The organism is Nocardioides sp. (assembly GCF_035703625.1).
Classification (GTDB): Bacteria; Actinomycetota; Actinomycetes; order Propionibacteriales; family Nocardioidaceae; genus Nocardioides.
The window spans coordinates 19,445-36,133 of the sequence record NZ_DASSXS010000293.1; the positions used below are offsets into that span (position 1 = coordinate 19,445).

Annotated in this window: 16 protein-coding genes; 4 read left to right on the top strand and 12 right to left on the bottom strand. The window is 71.2% G+C overall.

Annotation, left to right across the window (positions count from 1 at the left end; translation table 11 throughout):
- Positions 1–249: 249 nt before the first annotated feature.
- Positions 250–1,440 (top strand): lytic transglycosylase domain-containing protein, encoded by a 1,191-nt coding sequence (locus VFN12_RS15335; RefSeq protein ID WP_325119608.1) that lies wholly within the window; start codon positions 250–252, stop codon positions 1,438–1,440.
- Between the two features lie 57 nt (positions 1,441–1,497).
- Here VFN12_RS15335 and hemB read toward each other — a convergent pair whose 3' ends face one another.
- The 7 genes from hemB to VFN12_RS15370 form a co-directional block, all read right to left on the bottom strand.
- A complete protein-coding gene (gene hemB / locus VFN12_RS15340) occupies positions 1,498–2,487 on the bottom strand; it encodes a porphobilinogen synthase (protein ID WP_325119609.1) in 990 nt (329 codons plus the stop codon).
- A gap of 221 nt (positions 2,488–2,708) precedes the next feature.
- Entirely contained in the window at positions 2,709–4,358 is a 1,650-nt protein-coding gene (locus tag VFN12_RS15345; protein ID WP_325119610.1) for a uroporphyrinogen-III synthase, read from the bottom strand.
- A complete protein-coding gene (gene hemC / locus VFN12_RS15350) occupies positions 4,355–5,308 on the bottom strand; it encodes a hydroxymethylbilane synthase (protein ID WP_325119611.1) in 954 nt (317 codons plus the stop codon). Before hemC ends, VFN12_RS15345 begins: the two co-directional genes overlap by 4 nt.
- The gene (locus tag VFN12_RS15355) at positions 5,305–6,642 is read right to left on the bottom strand and encodes a glutamyl-tRNA reductase (RefSeq protein WP_325119612.1); all 1,338 of its coding nucleotides are present in this window, start codon (positions 6,640–6,642) and stop codon (positions 5,305–5,307) included. The genes hemC and VFN12_RS15355 overlap by 4 nt, the downstream gene beginning before the upstream one ends.
- Entirely contained in the window at positions 6,639–7,304 is a 666-nt protein-coding gene (locus tag VFN12_RS15360) for a redox-sensing transcriptional repressor Rex (protein ID WP_325119613.1), read from the bottom strand. The genes VFN12_RS15355 and VFN12_RS15360 overlap by 4 nt, the downstream gene beginning before the upstream one ends.
- Before the next feature lie 153 nt (positions 7,305–7,457).
- Complete coding sequence (locus VFN12_RS15365; RefSeq protein WP_325119614.1) at positions 7,458–7,697, bottom strand: glutaredoxin family protein; 240 nt, start codon at positions 7,695–7,697, stop codon at positions 7,458–7,460.
- 7 nt (positions 7,698–7,704) lie between these two features.
- Positions 7,705–9,309: a class I adenylate-forming enzyme family protein gene (locus VFN12_RS15370; protein WP_325119615.1), complete on the bottom strand. Its 1,605-nt coding sequence runs from the start codon at positions 9,307–9,309 to the stop codon at positions 7,705–7,707.
- Positions 9,310–9,376: 67 nt separating this feature from the next.
- Between VFN12_RS15370 and VFN12_RS15375 the strand changes: the two genes are divergently transcribed.
- From VFN12_RS15375 to VFN12_RS15385, 3 genes are all read left to right on the top strand, one after another.
- Entirely contained in the window at positions 9,377–10,285 is a 909-nt protein-coding gene (locus VFN12_RS15375; RefSeq protein WP_325119616.1) for an HAD-IB family hydrolase, read from the top strand.
- A 116-nt stretch (positions 10,286–10,401) separates the two neighbouring features.
- Positions 10,402–11,184 (top strand): sigma-70 family RNA polymerase sigma factor, encoded by a 783-nt coding sequence (locus tag VFN12_RS15380; protein ID WP_325119617.1) that lies wholly within the window; start codon positions 10,402–10,404, stop codon positions 11,182–11,184.
- 133 nt (positions 11,185–11,317) lie between these two features.
- Positions 11,318–12,466: a DUF5667 domain-containing protein gene (locus VFN12_RS15385; protein WP_325119618.1), complete on the top strand. Its 1,149-nt coding sequence runs from the start codon at positions 11,318–11,320 to the stop codon at positions 12,464–12,466.
- 123 nt (positions 12,467–12,589) lie between these two features.
- On the opposite strand, the gene VFN12_RS15390 is transcribed toward VFN12_RS15385, so the two are convergent.
- The 5 genes from VFN12_RS15390 to VFN12_RS15410 all read right to left on the bottom strand — a co-directional run bounded on the left by VFN12_RS15390 (position 12,590) and on the right by VFN12_RS15410 (position 16,628).
- Entirely contained in the window at positions 12,590–13,765 is a 1,176-nt protein-coding gene (locus VFN12_RS15390) for a lysophospholipid acyltransferase family protein (RefSeq protein ID WP_325119619.1), read from the bottom strand.
- On the bottom strand, positions 13,758–14,813 hold the full coding sequence (locus VFN12_RS15395; RefSeq protein ID WP_325119620.1) for an NAD-dependent epimerase/dehydratase family protein: 1,056 nt from the start codon (positions 14,811–14,813) through the stop codon (positions 13,758–13,760). Before VFN12_RS15395 ends, VFN12_RS15390 begins: the two co-directional genes overlap by 8 nt.
- A 5-nt stretch (positions 14,814–14,818) precedes the next feature.
- A complete protein-coding gene (locus tag VFN12_RS15400; RefSeq protein ID WP_008356322.1) occupies positions 14,819–14,920 on the bottom strand; it encodes a 30S ribosomal protein bS22 in 102 nt (33 codons plus the stop codon).
- Between the two features lie 136 nt (positions 14,921–15,056).
- Complete coding sequence (locus VFN12_RS15405) at positions 15,057–15,266, bottom strand: helix-turn-helix domain-containing protein (protein WP_325119621.1); 210 nt, start codon at positions 15,264–15,266, stop codon at positions 15,057–15,059.
- Between the two features lie 174 nt (positions 15,267–15,440).
- Positions 15,441–16,628, bottom strand: a complete 1,188-nt coding sequence (locus tag VFN12_RS15410; protein WP_325119622.1) for an acetoin utilization protein AcuC — start codon at positions 16,626–16,628, stop codon at positions 15,441–15,443.
- Between the last annotated feature and the right edge of the window lie 61 nt (positions 16,629–16,689).

The following is a 16,689-nucleotide window of genomic DNA, read 5'->3' on the forward strand; positions in this document are numbered from 1 at the left end:
CTGACCGCCCCAGCCCGGCGGGGGGCAGGTCCCACCCGGGTCCCCGGGATTGGTCCAGACAATTTTGCCTACGAGGCGTTTTACGTTTGTTACCCGCGGGAATGGTTCGATACATGCCCGCTCTTTCACTGGGACCTCCGTCACAATCGAGAGCCTGACGTAACTACGGGTGACAACATTCGTTGGATCAGTACCGGTGGTCGAGGGAAGCGTTCACCGGTGACGACAAAACGAGGGAGAGAGCCACACATGTCCGCACCGAAGTTCGGCCGATTGCAGAAGGCGTCCGCGCTCGTGCCGCTGGCGCTGCTGTCGACCGCCTGGACGGCGAGCCTCGCCGGCGCAGGTGCGAGCACTGCAGCCGCGGAGGACGACTCCCGCACCCTCCCCGACGGCACCAGCATCCCCACCGAGGCGATCGAGGCACCGGCCAGCATGTCCCGGCCCGGCGTGACCTCCCCGGGCATGAACGGCGACACCAAGACCATCGTCGCCAACGCCTCCACCATGGGCATCCCCGCTGCGGCCCTCGCGGCCTACCAGCGCGCCGAGACGGTCATCAACACCGCCGACAAGTCGTGCAACATCCCCTGGCAGCTGGTCGCGGCCATCGGCCGGGTCGAGTCCGACCACGGCCGCGCCAACGGCAACAGCCTCAACTCCGACGGTCTGGCCACCCCCGGCATCTTCGGGATCGCGCTCGACGGTTCCAACGGCACCGCCCGCATCATGGACTCCGACGCCGGTCTCTACGACTCCGACGCGAAGTTCGACCGCGCGGTCGGCCCGATGCAGTTCATCCCCTCCACCTGGCGGGTCGTGGGCGTCGACGCCGACGGTGACGCCGAGCGGAACCCGCAGGACATCGACGACGCGGCCCTGGCCACGGCCGTCTACCTCTGCTCCGGCGACGACGACCTCTCCACCGAGGCCGGCCAGCGCGCCTCCGTCTTCCGCTACAACCACAGCCAGTCCTACGTCGACCTGGTGCTCTCGATCATGGAGGCCTACAGCTCCGGCGACTACACCTCGGTGCCCAACGGCACCACCTCCTCGGCCGGCTACTTCGTCCCCGACCCGACCCCGCCGGCCCCGGCTGGCGGCAAGGGCAACGGGCAGGGCGGCCCCGCAGGCGGCGGATCCACGTCGGCCCCGGTGAGCACCGGCACCGGCGGCGGCACCGGCGGCGGCAGTACTCCCTCTGGCACCGGCGGCGGCACCGGCGGCGGCACCACCGAGCCCGTCGAGACGCCCCAGGCTCCCGAGGGTGGCGGCGGACCCGTGCCGAACGTCCCGGCCCCGTCGCCGGCGAACGACCCGGTCCCGACCGTCCTCACCCACGCCGAGGCGCTCAAGAAGTGCATCGCCCAGGGCGTCGTCGACAACCCGCTCACCCAGGCCAACGAGCTCGACCAGTGCGTGGCCAACCTGCTCAACTGACCAACACGCTCTGATTGCGCTGACCCGCCCGAAACTTTCGGGCGGGTCAGCGCAATTTCAGCGGGTGAGGAGCCGGGCGGCCTCGGTGGCCCAGTAGGTCAGGATCACGTCGGCACCCGCCCGCCGGATCGAGGTCAGGGTCTCGAGGATCGCCGGCTCCCGGTCGATCCAGCCGCGGGCGGCGGCTCCCTCGACCATGGCGTACTCGCCGGAGACGTTGTAAGCGGCCACCGGGACCTCGACCGCGTCCCGGACCCGGCGCAGCACGTCGAGGTAGCCGAGGGCCGGCTTCACCATCACGATGTCGGCGCCCTGCTCGACGTCGAGCAGCGCCTCCCGGACCCCCTCGCGCGCGTTGGCCGGGTCCTGCTGGTAGCTGCGCCGGTCACCCTGGAGCGAGGAGGCCACGGCCTCCCGGAAGGGCCCGAAGAACGCCGAGGCGTACTTCGCGGAGTAGGCGAGGATCGACACGTCGGTGTGCCGGTCGCGGTCGAGGGCGGAGCGGATGACCCCCACCTGGCCGTCCATCATCCCGCTGGGGGCCACCATGTCGACGCCCGCGTCGGCCTGGGCGAGCGCCATCGCGGCGTAGGCCTCGAGCGTCCGGTCGTTGTCGACCCGGCCGTCCGGTGTCAGGAGCCCGCAGTGGCCATGGTCGGTGAACTCGTCGAGGCACAGGTCGCTCATCACCGTCAACGCGTCACCCACCTCGGCGACGACATCGTTCAGGCTGCGGTTGAGGATCCCGGAGGGGTCGCTTGCTCCGGAACCGGTCGCGTCCTTGCGGGCGGGGATGCCGAACAGCATCACCCCGCCGAGACCCAGCTCGGCCGCCTCGGTCACCGCCTTCAGCAACGTCGAGCGGGTGTGCTGGACGACGCCGGGCATCGAGGCGATCGGGACCGGCGCGTCGATGCCCTCGCGGACGAACACCGGCAACACCAGCTGACCCGGCTGTACCGAGGTCTCGGCCACCATCCGGCGCATCGCCGGCGTGGTGCGCAGACGGCGGGGACGGATGATCGGGCCGATGTCGCTCTCGCCCATCGCTGCTCCTTGATCGTGGTGACGCCGACGATCATCTCACTGGCGTGCCGGTGGTCGAGCAGCGAGCGTCAGCGAGACCCCGGAACGGGGGCAGGGCCCGTGCCCGCGGTCACCGCCCTGCGACCGTGCGGGGGTCTCGACACGGCCATCGCTGGTTCGTTCCCCACCAGCGGGCCTCGCTCAACCTCCTCGCGTGAGTGACGTCCCGGTTCGCTGGGACGTCACTCCGCTCGGACCTTCCGGCGTCCGGACGGCTTGCGCTCCGAGGGCCTCGTCACCGGCTGCCCGGCGTCCAGGAGGGCGATCCGCCGTGCGGCTCCGAAGTCGGCCAGCGCGTCGACGAGGACCTCGACATCGGGCTTCGGCGACAGCACGTCGACCCGAAGGCCGTGCTCCTCGGCGGTCTTGGCCGTGGCCGGACCGATCACCGCGATCACGGTCGAGGGGTGCGGCTTCCCGGCGATGCCGACGAGATTACGCACGGTCGACGAGGACGTGAAGACCACGGCGTCGAACTTGCCGGTCTTGATCGCGTCACGGGTCGGCGCCGGCGGCGGGGCCGCCCGCACGGTGCGGTAGGCCGTGACGTCGTCGCACTCCCAGCCCAGGTCGATCAGGCCGGCCACGAGGTTCTCGGTGGCGATGTCGGCCCGGGGCAGGAACACCCGGTTGATCGGGTCGAGCACGTCGTCGTAGGGCGGCCAGTCGGCCAGCAGCCCGGCCGCCGACTGCTCCCCCGACGGCACCAGGTCGGCGCGCAGGCCCCAGGCGGCGATCGCCTGGGCGGTCTTGTCACCGACCGCGGCGATCTTGAGCCCGGAGAACGCTCGCGCGTCGAGGCCGTACTCCTCGAACTTCTCGCGCACGGCCTTGACCGCGTTGACGGAGGTGAAGGCGATCCACTCGTAGCGGCCCTCGACCAGACCACGCACGGCCTTGTCCATCTGCAGCGGGTTGCGCGGCGGCTCGACCGAGATGGTGGGCACCTCGTCGGGCACGGCGCCGTACTCGCGCAGGCGGGCGGTCAGGGACCCGGCCTGCTCCTTGGTGCGCGGCACCAGGACCCGCCAGCCGAACAGCGGCTTGGTCTCGAACCACGAGAGCGCCTCGCGCAGGTTGACCACGTCACCGACCACGGTGACCGCGGGCGGCGCCATCCGGGCGGCCCGGGCGTCGGCGGCGATGTTCTCGAGCGTCGAGGTGACGGTGCTCTGGGAGGTGGTGGTGCCGACCCGCGTCATCGCGACCGGCGTCTCCGGGTCGCGGCCGGCGTCGATGAGGCCGCGCGCGTTGTCGGCGATGGAGCCGACCCCGGAGAGCAGGACCAGCGTCGGGGCGTCGGCGTACCGGCTCCAGTCGATCTTCTCGCCGCAGGTGATCACCGCGACCTCACGGCTGTGCTTGGTGGTCAGCGGGATGCCGGCGTACGCCGGGACCGCGCTCACCGAGGAGACACCCGGGACGATCTCGAACCCGATGCCGGCCTTGACGCAGGCCTGGGCCTCCTCCGGCCCGGAGGCGTAGAGGAACGGGTCGCCTGCCATCAGCCGGACCACGCGGTTGCCGGCCTTGCCGTGGCGGACGACCACCTTGGCCCGGGCGGCGTGGGTGAGCGGCTGGCCGTCCTCGCCGAAGCCGCCGTCGACGAACCGCGGACCCGGTACGTCGTCGGTGGTCGCCGCGGGAAGCCCGAGCAGGCGGCGTACGAGCTCCTCGTGCTCGGGAACCTCGGTGACGATGACGTCGGCCTTGCCGATCAGGTCGACGGCACGGACCGTCAGCAGATCGGGATCGCCGGGGCCACTGCCGACAAAGGACACCCAACCGCGGCCGGTGGTCGCGGGGGCGGTGCTGGTCTTGCCTCGCGTCATGCGTTCTGCCTCTTCACTGGTGCTTCCATCAGTTGTGTCGCCCCGTCGGCGAGCATCTCGCTCGCCAGGCGCTTCCCGACGCTCTCGGCGTCAGCGGGCCGCCCGGATGCGGACATCCGCACCGAGAGCGTCCCGTCGTGCGACAGGGCCACGGCCCTGATCCAGATCTCGTCTCCGTCTTCCCCCTCCGCGATCTCGGCCAGTGCGCCGACCGGTGCCGAGCACCCGCCCTCGAGGGTGGCAAGCACGGCCCGCTCGGCCTCGACGGCAGCCCGCGTCCGCGGGTCGTCCAGCCCGGCCAGTTCGTCCAGCAGGTCGGCGTCGGCCTCGCGGCACTCGATCGCGAGTGCACCCTGGCCGGGGGCCGGGAGCATCTGCAGCGGGTCGAGCACCTCGGTCGCGTCGTCGAGCCGACCGATTCGGGCCAGTCCGGCGCGGGCCAGGATGACGGCGTCGTACTCACCCGACCGGACCTTGCCGATCCTGGTGTCGACGTTCCCACGGATGTCGACGATCTCCAAGCCGAGGCCGAGGGCACTCAGCTGGGCCGCCCGGCGAGGGGAGCCGGTGCCGACCCGACTGCCCGTCGGCAGCTCGCCGAGGGTGAGTCCGTCGCGGGCCACCAGGACGTCGCGCGGATCCTCGCGGCCCGGGCAGGCCGCGAGGGCGATGCCCTCCTGGCGGCCGGTGGGGAGGTCCTTGAGCGAGTGCACGGCCACGTCGATCCGGTCGTGGAGCAGGGCGTCGCGCAGGGCGCTGACGAAGACCCCGGTGCCGCCCAGGCTGGTCAGGGACGCCGGGTTGCGGTCGCCCTCGGTCGTGACCTCGACCAGCTCGACCTCGCGACCCAGCCGGGCCCGGATCAGCTCGGCCACGGTCTGCGACTGGGTGGTCGCCAGGAGTGACGCCCGGGTGCCCAGGCGCAGGGTGGTCTGACGGAGGGCGGTCACGGGCGCTCCCCCAGCACCCGGGAGCCGGCGGGACGTTCCACGGGCGCGAGACCCTCGGGCCGCGTCACCGCGTCGACCGCCTCCGGGTCGAGCGCGAAGAGCTCGGCGAGGGCAGTGGCATAGGAGACCGCACCGGTCTCGTTGGCGAGCTCCTTGACCCGGACGGTCGGCTGGTGGAGCAGCTTGTCGGCCACCCGGCGCACCGACTGCAGCACCTCGGCCCGGGCGACCCCGTCGAGCTCGGGCAGCCGCGTGGCCAGCCGCTCCATCTCCGCCTCGACCACGGCGGTGGCCATCGACCGCAGGGCCACGACCGTGGGAGTGACGCTCGCCTGGCGGCGGGCATTGAGAAAGGCGCTGACCTCCTGGCCCACGATGTGGCGCACGCCGTCGATCTCGTTGCCGGCGACGCTGTCGCGGAGCTCGTCCGCGAGGTCGGCGAGGGTGACCAGGTTGACCTCGGGCAGCCCGCCCACCAGGGGGTCGACGTCGTGCGGCAGCGCGAGGTCGACGATCGCCAGCGGCGCGCTGTCCGGCCGGGCCGACCGCACCATGTCGAGGTCGAGCAGGATCCCGTTGGAACCGGTGCAGGTGATGACGAGGTCGGCCCCGCTCAGTGCGGCCGGCAGGTCGTGCAGGCGCGCCGCACGGGCGTCGTACTCGGCCGCCAGCCGTTCGGCGTTGCCGGGCGTGCGGTTGACGACGGTGACTCCGGCCGCACCCAGACGCGACACGGTGGCCGTGGCCAGGCCCGCCATCCCACCGGCGCCGACGATCACGACGTCCTTGTCCCGGACGCCGCCCATGGGAGCGGAGACCCGATCGAGGCCCGCGCTGACCAGGGACGGGGCGGCGAGGTCGATGTCAGTCTCGGCGCGCGACCGCTTGCCGACCCGGAGGGCCTGCTGGAAGAGCACGTTGAGGGCGGGTCCGACGGTGCCCTGGGCCTGCCCCCGCCGCAGCGCCTCCCGGGTCTGGCCGAGGATCTGGCCCTCGCCGACCGCCATCGAGTCCAGTCCGGCGGCCACGTGGAAGAGGTGGGAGACGGCTCCGTCGTCGTAGTGGACGTAGAGGTGCGGGAGGATCCCGGCCGTCGACTCGCCGGCCCGCTGGACGAGCAGCCGGGAGATCTCCTCGACGCTGCCGTGGAACCGGTCGACCTCGGTGTAGACCTCGAGCCGGTTGCAGGTGGCGACGACCACGGCCTCGCTCACGTGGTCGCAGGACAGGACGTCGCCGAGCAGCTTGTCGACACCGTCCCGGTCGAGGGCGACCCGCTCGAGGATCGCCACCGGGGCCGACTTGTGGGAGATGCCCACGACGAGAATGCTCATGAGGCCGTCTCCTGCCCCTTGCGCTGCTCGTGGTAGGCGAGGATCTGCAGCTCGATGGACAGGTCGACCTTGCGTACGTCGACGCCCGCCGGGACGGAGAGCACCGTGGGGGCGAAGTTGAGGATGCTGCGGATCCCGCTGGCCACCATCCGGTCAGCCACGTCCTGGGCGGCGACCGCCGGGGTTGCGATCACACCGATCGCGACGCCGTGCTCCTTCACGATCCTCTCGAGGTCGTCGAAGGGGCGCACCTGGACGCCGGCGACGACCTCGTCCTTGCGCTGGGGGTCGGCGTCGAGGAGGGCGACCACCCGGAACCCGCGACTGCGGAAGCCGGAGTAGTTGGCCAGCGCGTGCCCGAGGTTTCCGATACCGACGATGACGACCGGCCAGTCCTGGGTCACGCCGATCTCACGCGCGATCTGGTAGCGCAGGTAGTCGACGTCGTACCCGACGCCGCGGGTGCCGTAGCTGCCGAGGTACGAGAGGTCCTTGCGGAGCTTCGCGCTGTTGACGCCGGCGGCCGCCGCGAGCTCCTCGCTGGAGCAGGTCGTCGTGCCGAGATCCACGAGCGTGGTCAGGGCGCGGAGGTAGACGGGGAGACGGGCGACCGTGGCCTCCGGGATGTCCCGGACGCTGTCGCTGGGTGTCCGTGCCGTCACTTGGGTCTTCTCTCCAGCCGCGTGCTCCCGGGCTCGAGTCACCCGTCGGAGGTCATGCGGCCCGATCACTGTAGGAGTTTGTGAACGGGAGAACAAACCGAGCCGAATGACGGACTAGCACATGTGAGAAGGCCCACCGAGGCGGGCCCCTGGTCAACGCGTGAGAGCGGCCCGGAGGCGTGTGGGATCGACCCGCCAGAAGTCGTGCTGGCTCCCGTCGACGAAGGTGACCGGGACCTCCTCGCCGAAGCGCGCCGCTAGCTCGGGGTCGGCGTCGATGTCGACCTCGGCGAACTCCTCGCCCAGCTCGGCGCAGACCTGCTCGACCACCAGGCGGGCCTCGTCGCACAGGTGGCAACCGGTGCGCGTGTAGAAGGTGACCCGCGGGCTCACTGGCGCCTCACTCCTCCAGCAACCCGAGCGCCCGCCGCCGCTCGATGCCCCGCAGGCGACCCTTCTGGACCTTGCCCGTGACCGTGAGCGGGAGCTGGTCGACGACCTCGATCCGGCTCGGCCACTTGAACCGGGCCAGCCGGGTCTCGCAGTGCCTCCGGCAGGCCTCCCGGGTCTCGGCGGAATCGCCCCCGGGAGCCCTGACGTAGGCCACCACCGCCTCCCCCGTCCGTTCGTCCTCGACGCCGATCACCGCTGCGGCCACGACCCCGGGCACCTCGCGGAGGACGTCCTCCACCTCGCTGGGGTAGACGTTGAACCCGCTGACGATGACCAGGTCCTTGACGCGGTCGACGAGGAACAGGTCCCCCGAGGAGTCGAGGAAGCCCACATCCCCGGTCGACCACCAGCCGTCGTCGTCGGGTCCCTCGGCGGCGTGGGGCCAGTAGCCGCTGAACAGGTTCGCGCCGCGGATCCGGATCTCGCCGGGGTCCTCGCCCTCGGGCCGGTGGCCGAGCTCGTCCACCAGCCCGATGTCGATCCCGGGCAGGGCCGCTCCGACGGAGCCGGCCTGCAGCCGCTCACTGCACAACGTGCTGGTGACCACCGGGGCGGCCTCGGTGAGACCGTAGCCCTGGTGCACCGGGATCGACGTCTTCGACGTGAACTGCTCGATCAGGGCGGGTGAGAGAGGGGCCGAGCCGGAGAGCATCAGGCGCACCGATCCGAGCCGGGCGGCGAGGTTCTCGTCGGGCAGCCAGTGGGCGAAGACCGCCGGCGCCACCGGCACCACGCTGCACGCCTCGTCGTCGATCAGGTCCAGGGTGTCCTGCGGGTCGAACCGCTCGACCAGGACGAGCTTCGCGCGGTGCCTGAGCACGCCGCCGAGGACCGCGTTGAGCCCGTAGACGTGGAAGAGGGGGAGCACTCCCAGCACGACGTCGTCGCCCCGGATCATCGGCGGCTCCACGGAAGCGACCTGCTCCAGGTTGGCCAGCAGGGCCCGGTGGGTCAGCATCGCCGCGCGCGGGCGCCCCGACGTACCGCTGGTGTAGAGCAGGGCGGCGAGCTTCTCGGGGTCCTGCAGCGGGGGCACGGCCCGGGCAGGGCCCTCGCGCAGCGCGTCATGGCTCAGCTCGCCCTCGCGCGCCGGCTCACCGGCCACCGCGACCCGCGGCGGCACGGCTCGTGACACGAGGTCGGGGTCGAGTACGTCGCTGTCGCCGGCGAGCGCACCCCGGACGACCGAGACCGCCTCGCGCACGGCGTCGACCGTCCGCGGTTCGGCGACGACGAGGCGGGACCCGGAGTCGGCGATCAGCCGTGCGAGCTCGTCGACCGTCGATCTGGGGTTGACCGGCACGGCGACCACCTGGGCCCGCAGCACGGCGAGATAGGTGGTGATGAACTCGAGCCGGTTGCCGATCGCGAGCAGGACCCGGTGTCCCGCGACGACGCCGGCGTTGCCGAGGCCGGTCGCGATCCGGCCGACCTCGTCCTCGAGCTCGGCCCACGTGAGGCCTCGTCCACCCGCCTCGACGACGGCGAGGGCGTCGGGGCGCTCCTCCGCCGCCTCGGCGACCAGGTCGGCCAGGTCGTGCGCAGCAGGCATGCCCGGATCCTTCCACACGGGCGGCACGCCCCAGCTCGGCTGCCCGGCCGGGGTCTACGCTGCCGATGTGACCCCTCCCACGGACCCGCGGCGCAGGCGTCCGAACCTTCGTCAGCGGTCCGTCCTGGCCGGCGAGGCGTCGGCGGCAGCGGCGGAGGTCGAGACCGCTCTCGACACCCCGGCGGACCCGTCGGCGGCCGCCTTCTTCGACGTCGACAACACCGTCATGCAGGGCGCGAGCATCTTCCACCTGGCTCGGGGGCTCCACCGCCGGAAGTTCTTCACGACCCGCGACATCCTGGGGGCGGCCTGGAAACAGGCGTACTTCCGGTTCGTCGGGGTCGAGGACCCCGATCATGTCGCGGACGCACGCAGCTCCGCGCTCGGCTTCATCGCGGGTCGCACGGTCGCCGAGCTCGAGGATCTCGGCGAGGCGATCTTCGACGAGGCCATGGCCCACCGGATCTGGCCGGGGACCCGTGCGCTGGCACAGCTCCACCTCGACCAGGGTCAACGCGTCTGGCTGGTGACCGCCGCACCCATCGAGATCGCCCACATCATCGCGCAGCGGCTGGGCCTCACCGGGGCGATGGGCACGGTCGCCGAGCACGTCGACGGCGTCTACACGGGAAAGCTGGTCGGCGACCTGCTCCACGGGCCGGCCAAGGCAGAGGCGATCAAGGCCCTCGCGGCCCGGGAGAACCTCGACCTCCAGAAGTGCTCGGCGTACTCCGACTCGTTCAACGACCTGCCCATGCTGATGCTGGTCGGGGACCCCTGCGCCATCAACCCGGACGCCAGGCTGCGCGCCCGGGCGCGGCAGCTGGGATGGCGGGTCCGGGACTACCGGACAGGCAGGAAGGCGGCCCGCGCGGGGGTGGCTGTCGGCGCCGTGGTCGGGGCCGTCGGCGGCACGATCGCCGCCGGCGCGGCCCTGCGCGGACGACGGCGCCGACTTCCCGGAGCCCGATTCTGAAGTTTTACCAAAGTGGTACACGCCACCTTTGGTGTACAACTGTTCCCTTCCACCCGTGTCCGCACATACGATGTCGGGAGCTTCGGGGGAAGCGTGGACCGGGAGGGCCAAATCACATGCAGAGGGACGGCTACGACGTCGCTCGCGGGCTCGAAGCCCTGCGTGCCGCTGTCGCCCAGGTCCTTCTTGGCCCCCAGGTGTCCGTCGTCGGCGGACCCACGATGCTGCTCTCCGAGACTTCGGTCTCGCACGGGAGCCAGGCGACCGTGGGCAGCGGAACATCCGCCGTCGACGGCGGCGGCTTCGACGACGCCGACCAGGCCGCCTCCTCGGAGGAGTCCGAGGCCGAGCGCACCCGCCTGATCGCGCTGGTCGAGCTCGCCCGCACCGGCGACTCGGACGCATTCGGACTTCTCTACGACCACTACCAGTCGTCGGTCTACCGGTTCCTCTTCTACCGGACCCGATCGGTGCAGGTCGCCGAGGACCTGACGTCGGAGACCTTCTTCCGGGCGCTGCGGAGCATGAACAACTTCCGCTGGCAGGGCAAGGACTTCGGCGCCTGGCTGATGACCATCGCCCGCAACCTCGCCACCGACCACTTCAAGGCCGGTCGCACCCGCCTCGAGCTCACCACCGAGGACATGAGCGACCACGACGACGCCACGGAGGGGCCGGAGGCCACGGTGCTGGCGGGGCTGACCAACGAGATCCTCCTCGGTGCCCTGAAGTCACTTCCGGACGAGCAGCGCGACTGCCTGATCATGCGGTTCCTCCAGGGGATGAGCATCGCCGAGACCGCCGCCGTCCTGGGGCGCAGCGACGGCGCGATCAAGCAACTCCAGCTGCGCGGCGTACGCAACCTCGCGAAGCTCATGCCGGAAGGGATCCGGGACTGATGCACAGCGTGCGAAAGACGTCAATCAGATGTGACGCGAACCCCGTAACCTCTCCCCTCGGCGGCTCGTTGAGGTCGGTGTCAGGGGTCGAACAGGTCGGCCCGCTGGAGCACGACAAGACAGGATTCGATCGATGACCCCGGTTTTCGGAGCGCGACGGCGCGCCGAGGAGTTCCACTCCCTGGTCGAGGACACCTCGACCGGTGGGCTCCACGACGCTCGTTACGCCGACTTCCTGGACATCGTGGCGACCCTTCGGGACGCGCCCGTCGTGGAGCCCCGCCAGGACTTCGTGTCCACGCTGCGCGAGCAGCTGATGGCGGAGGCGCAGACGGTGCTGGTCGCCGACCCGGCCGAGGCACGTCTCGCCCTGCCGTCCCGACGTACCACCCGACGGACCGCCCGCGAACGTCGCATCGCCGCGGCGGCCGCCGGATTCGCGATCGTCGGCGCCACCACCTCGATGGCGATGGCGGCCCAGTCCGCCCTCCCGGGCGACGCGCTCTATCCGCTCAAGCGGCTCATCGAGGGCGCCGAGACCGGCGTCGCGGTCGACGAGGCCGACAAGGGCGTCACGCTCCTGGCCAACGCCACCGGCCGGCTCGAGGAGATCACCGCCCTGAGCCGCGACGGTCAGACCGAGGACGGCGCTGCGATCGCCGACACCTTCAACGCCTTCACCCGGCAGGCCATCGAGGCCTCCGACCTGTTGCTCGCCGACTACGCCGCCACCGGCGACGAGAGCTCGATCGCGGAGCTGCGCGACTTCACCGGAGCCAGCATGGAGACGCTGGCCGAGCTCGAGGCCGTCGTGCCCGACGAGGCCCGCGACGAGCTGCTGCGGGCAGCCCGGATCCTCACCCAGATCGATGCCCAGGCGCAGCAGGCCTGCCCCTCCTGCGGCGGTGACGGGATCACGGACATCCCGGCGATCCTCACGTCGAGCTTCGAGTCCTCCGACAGCGTCGCCGCGACTCCGGGCACCGTGCTCAAGGCCTCGCCCAAGAACAGGAAGAAGGGCTCGGGTGACGGCGCGACGTCGCTGCCCCAGACCAGCGGCCCCCTTCCTCCGGGCAGCGTGCTGTCGCCCGCCGGCGGTGCCGACACCGGCACCTCCTCCGGCGACGGTGGGTCCCAGGACGGCTCGTCCGGCCCGGTCGACGAGCTCACCAAGACGCTCACCGGCGGCGGCTCCGAGCCTGCCTCCGGCCCGAGCGTTCCGGAGCTTCCGGACCCCGGTCCGATCGTCGACGACGTCACCGACCCGCTGCTGAACCCATAGGGCCGGCGCGCCAGCGGCTGCGCTGATGGTGGTCGAGCGGGCGGCGCGACTGAGGAACGAAGTCGCGACCCGCGTGTCGAGACCCGGTTCGACGGAAACTGACCGCTAGTCCCGCCCTTCAGGTCAGCGAAAGACCGACTCCCGGTCCATCAGGAGCGTGTACAGCGTCTGCTGGATGGTCTCGCGCACCTGGTCGGTCACGTTGAACACCAGCATCGGGTCGTCCGCCGCACCCTCGTCGTACGCGTCGGTCCGGATCGGCTCGCCGAACTCCAGCAACCACTTCGACGGCAGGGGCACGAGGCCGAGCGGCCCGAGCAGCGGGAAGAACGGGGTGATCGGGATGTACGGCACCCCGAGCAGCCGGGCGAGGGCCGGAACGTTGCCGACCAGCGGATAGATCTCCTCCGCGCCGACCACCGACAGCGGGATGATCGGCACTCCGGTGCGCAGGGCCGCGGAGACGAAACCGCCCCGGCCGAACCTCTGCAGCTTGTACCGCTCGCCGTAGGGCTTGCCGATCCCCTTGAAGCCCTCCGGCCACACCCCCACGAGCTCGCCACCCGCGAGCATCCGCTCGGCGTCCTCGTTGCAGGCCAGGGTGGCTCCGCTGCGGCGGGCCATGCTGCTGACCACGGGCAGCCGGAAGACCAGGTCGGCGCCAAGGGGTCGGAGGTGGCGTCCCGTGGCGTCGTGGATCGACACCATCGTCATCAGGCCGTCCATGGGGATCGTGCCCGAGTGGTTGGACACCACCAGCGCACCCCCGTCGGCCGGGATGTTGACCGCACCGCGGACCTCGACGCGGAACCACTTCTGCGCGATGGGCCGGAGGGCGGTCATGACGAAGCGCTGGGTGACCTCGGGGTCGAAGCCGTACTCGTCGACGACGTAGTCGCCGGTGACGCGTCGCCTCAGGAAGGCGAGGAACCTCGCCAGCTGCGGCTCCCACTGGTCGCCGAAGAGCTCCTTGGCCGCGAACTGGAAGGCGGCCAGCCAGTCGCCCACCGGAATCCCGGCGAGCGGCGAACGGTCGCGGGTCGTGGCCGGGGATCGTGCGGCACCCTGCGTCGTCACGTCGTCGGCAGCCTGGGGGTCCACGGCCGTGGTCTCTGCCTCGGGCTGCTGGGGGGTCTCGTCGGGCGCCGGCTCGCGGGGCACCTTCTGCCGGGGTGCCGATGACCGGGCGGCACGGTCTCCGGCGAGGCTGCGGGCCGCGGACGAGGGCTTGCTCGCGCCCTCGGTCCCGCGCCCCGGCTTGCCACGGGTCCCGATCGGGATGATGTCGGCGTCACCCATGGCGTGACCCTTCGAGCTCTCTCCTGCGTTCGCCCGCGCTCTCGAGAGCGTGGGTGAGGCCGTCTATCACCCGGGTCGAGCGCCCCCCGGTCGGCGTCAGCGACGCCGCGAAGTCGGCGAAGGCCTCGTCCGTACGGTACTTCGGCGTGAAGCCGAGGACGTTGCGCATGCGAGTGGTGTCGACCCCGCGACCGTAGGTGAGGAACCGGAGCTGCTCGGGCGAGAAGTCCGCGATCCGCGCCGAGCGCAGCGCCGACCCGAGGCCACCGACCGCGAAGGACGGCAGCGCCACGGAGGGGCGCTGCAGGCGCCGGATCGCCTGGCTCAGCATGAGGACTCCGTCACCGGCGACGTTGAAGGTGCCCGACACGTCGGACAGGGCGGTGTGGCGGAGGGCGTCGATCAGGTCGTCGGCGTGGAGGAACTGCATGCGCGGGTCGAAGCCGAGGACGGTGGGGATCACCGGGAGCCGGAAGTACGACGTGATCGGGCTCTGGACGATCGGCCCGAGCACGTTCGCAGCACGCAGCATGGCGACCCGCACGTCAGGGCGACGGCGGGCGAACCCCCGCACGTAACCCTCGACCTCGGCCGCGTCCTTCGAGTAGCCGGACTGGTGGGCCCGACGGGGCTGCATGTCCTCGGTGAACATCGCCGGGTCGCGGCTGCTGGCGCCGTACACCGTGGTGGTCGACTTCACGATCAGATCCCGGAGCCCCGGCGCCTTCTGGCAGGCAGCAAGGAGCTGCATCGTGCCGATGACGTTGAGCTCCTTCATCGTGTGCCGCCCGCCGGCGCTGCCGGGGGTGGCGATCACGCTCATGTGGACGACGGTGTCGACGTCCTCCTTGGCGATGACCTTCGCGATGATGGGGTTGCGGATGTCCGCCCGGACGAAGGAGACGTCACCCAGGTCTCCGCGCGGCGGAACGACGTCGACGCCGATCACGCGTCGGACCGAGGGCTGAGCCGACATGGACACGGCGAACCGGCGACCGAGGTCTCGGGAGACCCCCGTCACCAGGACGACCCGGCCGCCGTTGCCCATGCGGGCTACTTGCCGAGCTTGCGGCGCTGGACGCGCGTCTTCTTCAGCAGCTTGCGGTGCTTCTTCTTCGCCATGCGCTTGCGCCGCTTCTTGATGACTGAACCCACAAAACACCTCTCGAACGCTTGGGGCCGCTCCGGTGAGCCTGCCCGGAGGACCCAGACAGCCTAACCGGCGTCCGTGCGTGCGCAGAATCCGAGTCGCCCCGGCGAGATCGCCGGGGCGACGGTGGGATCCGGCGGATCAGCCAGCGTTGTAGAAGCTCTTGCGGAGGTAGTCGTCCACGTCCTTCTCGAGGACCCGGAACGAGCGCCCCACCCGGACTGCGGGCAGCTCCCCGCTGTGGACTAGACGGTAGACAGTCATCTTGGAGACGCGCATCATCGCGGCAACTTCGGCAACGGTCAGGAAATGGGACTCGGAGATCTCTCCGGTCGATGAGCTGTCAGCCATGGTGCACCGATCTTTCTGTAGCGGCACGGCACCGGCTTCCCCACCGGTGAACGCACGACCGCTGTCCCGTGAGAATAGGGCCTGAAGTGACTCGTGTGGAAGAGAATCACTCAAGTAACCCCAGTGATCGCGGCGTGGCTGCTTGCGCTGCGCTCCGAGCAGGACCTCGGAGGGTCAGAAGTGGGGGTCCAGGCCGTGCAGCGGGAAGGCCTCGGTCCGGGTCGCGTGGATGGCGCGGTCGAGCCAGGTTCCGGGGTCGTAGCCCTCCGACCAGTCACGGAAGCGCGGGTTGCGGCCGTCGGTCATCCGGTACGGCGCAGTGCGGCCCAACGCCACCTGGACGTACTCCCTCCAATCGCCCGGGGTGTCCGTGGCGGGATCGAGAGGGCGTCCGCCGACGATGGCCAGCAGGTGGGACCACGCCCGCGGGACCACCTCGACCAGGGCGTACCCGCCGCCGCCGGTCACCACCCAGCGACCGCCGGCGACCTCGTGGGCCAGGTCGTGCAGGGCGAGGTACGCCGCCCGCTGGCCGTCGACGGTCAGCATCAGGTGGGCGAGGGGGTCCTCGATGTGGGAGTCGCAGCCGTGCTGGGTGACCAGCACGTCGGGGCGGAACTCCCGCAGCAGCGGCGGCACGACCGCGTGGAAGGCGCGCAGCCAGCCGGCGTCCGCCGTACCCGGCGGGAGGGCCACGTTGACCGCGCTGCCCTTGGCGTCCGGGCCGCCCAGGTCGGTCGGGAAGCCGGTGCCGGGGAAGAGGACCTGTCCGGTCTCGTGCAGAGAGATGGTGAGCACCCGCGGGTCGTTCCAGAAGATCTGCTCGACGCCGTCCCCGTGGTGGACGTCGACGTCGACGTAGGCGACCTTCTCGGCGCCCTGGTCGAGGAGGTACTGGATGCCGACGGCCACGTCGTTGTAGATGCAGAAGCCGCTGGAGCGGTCGCGCATGGCGTGGTGCAGGCCGCCGGTGATGTTGGCGCTGTGCAGCGACTCCCCCGCCCAGACCTGCCGGCACGCCTCCACACTGGCGCCCACCACGTGGGCCGCGGCCCGGTGCATTCCCTCGAACACGGGGTTGTCGTCGGTGCCGAGCCCGCGCGCGAGGTCGATCTCGCCCGCAACCCGGCCGACGCGGGAGACGGCTTCGATCAGCTCCTCGCTGTGCACCGTCGCGATGACGTCGTCGGCGGCCATCGGTGCGGGGACCTGCGCCAACCGGTCTCCGATCACCCCGAGCTCGAGGGCGAGCCGCATCGTGAGGTCGACGCGGACCGGCGACATGGGATGACTGGGCCCGAAGCTGTAGTCGGTCAGGGTGGAGTCGAAAACCACCGTGGCCGGGCCGGGACATTCGGGCATGGGTCGACGCTACTCGCATGTAACACGCCGTCCACGGCACTACCCGCGCGTTGCAGCGGCG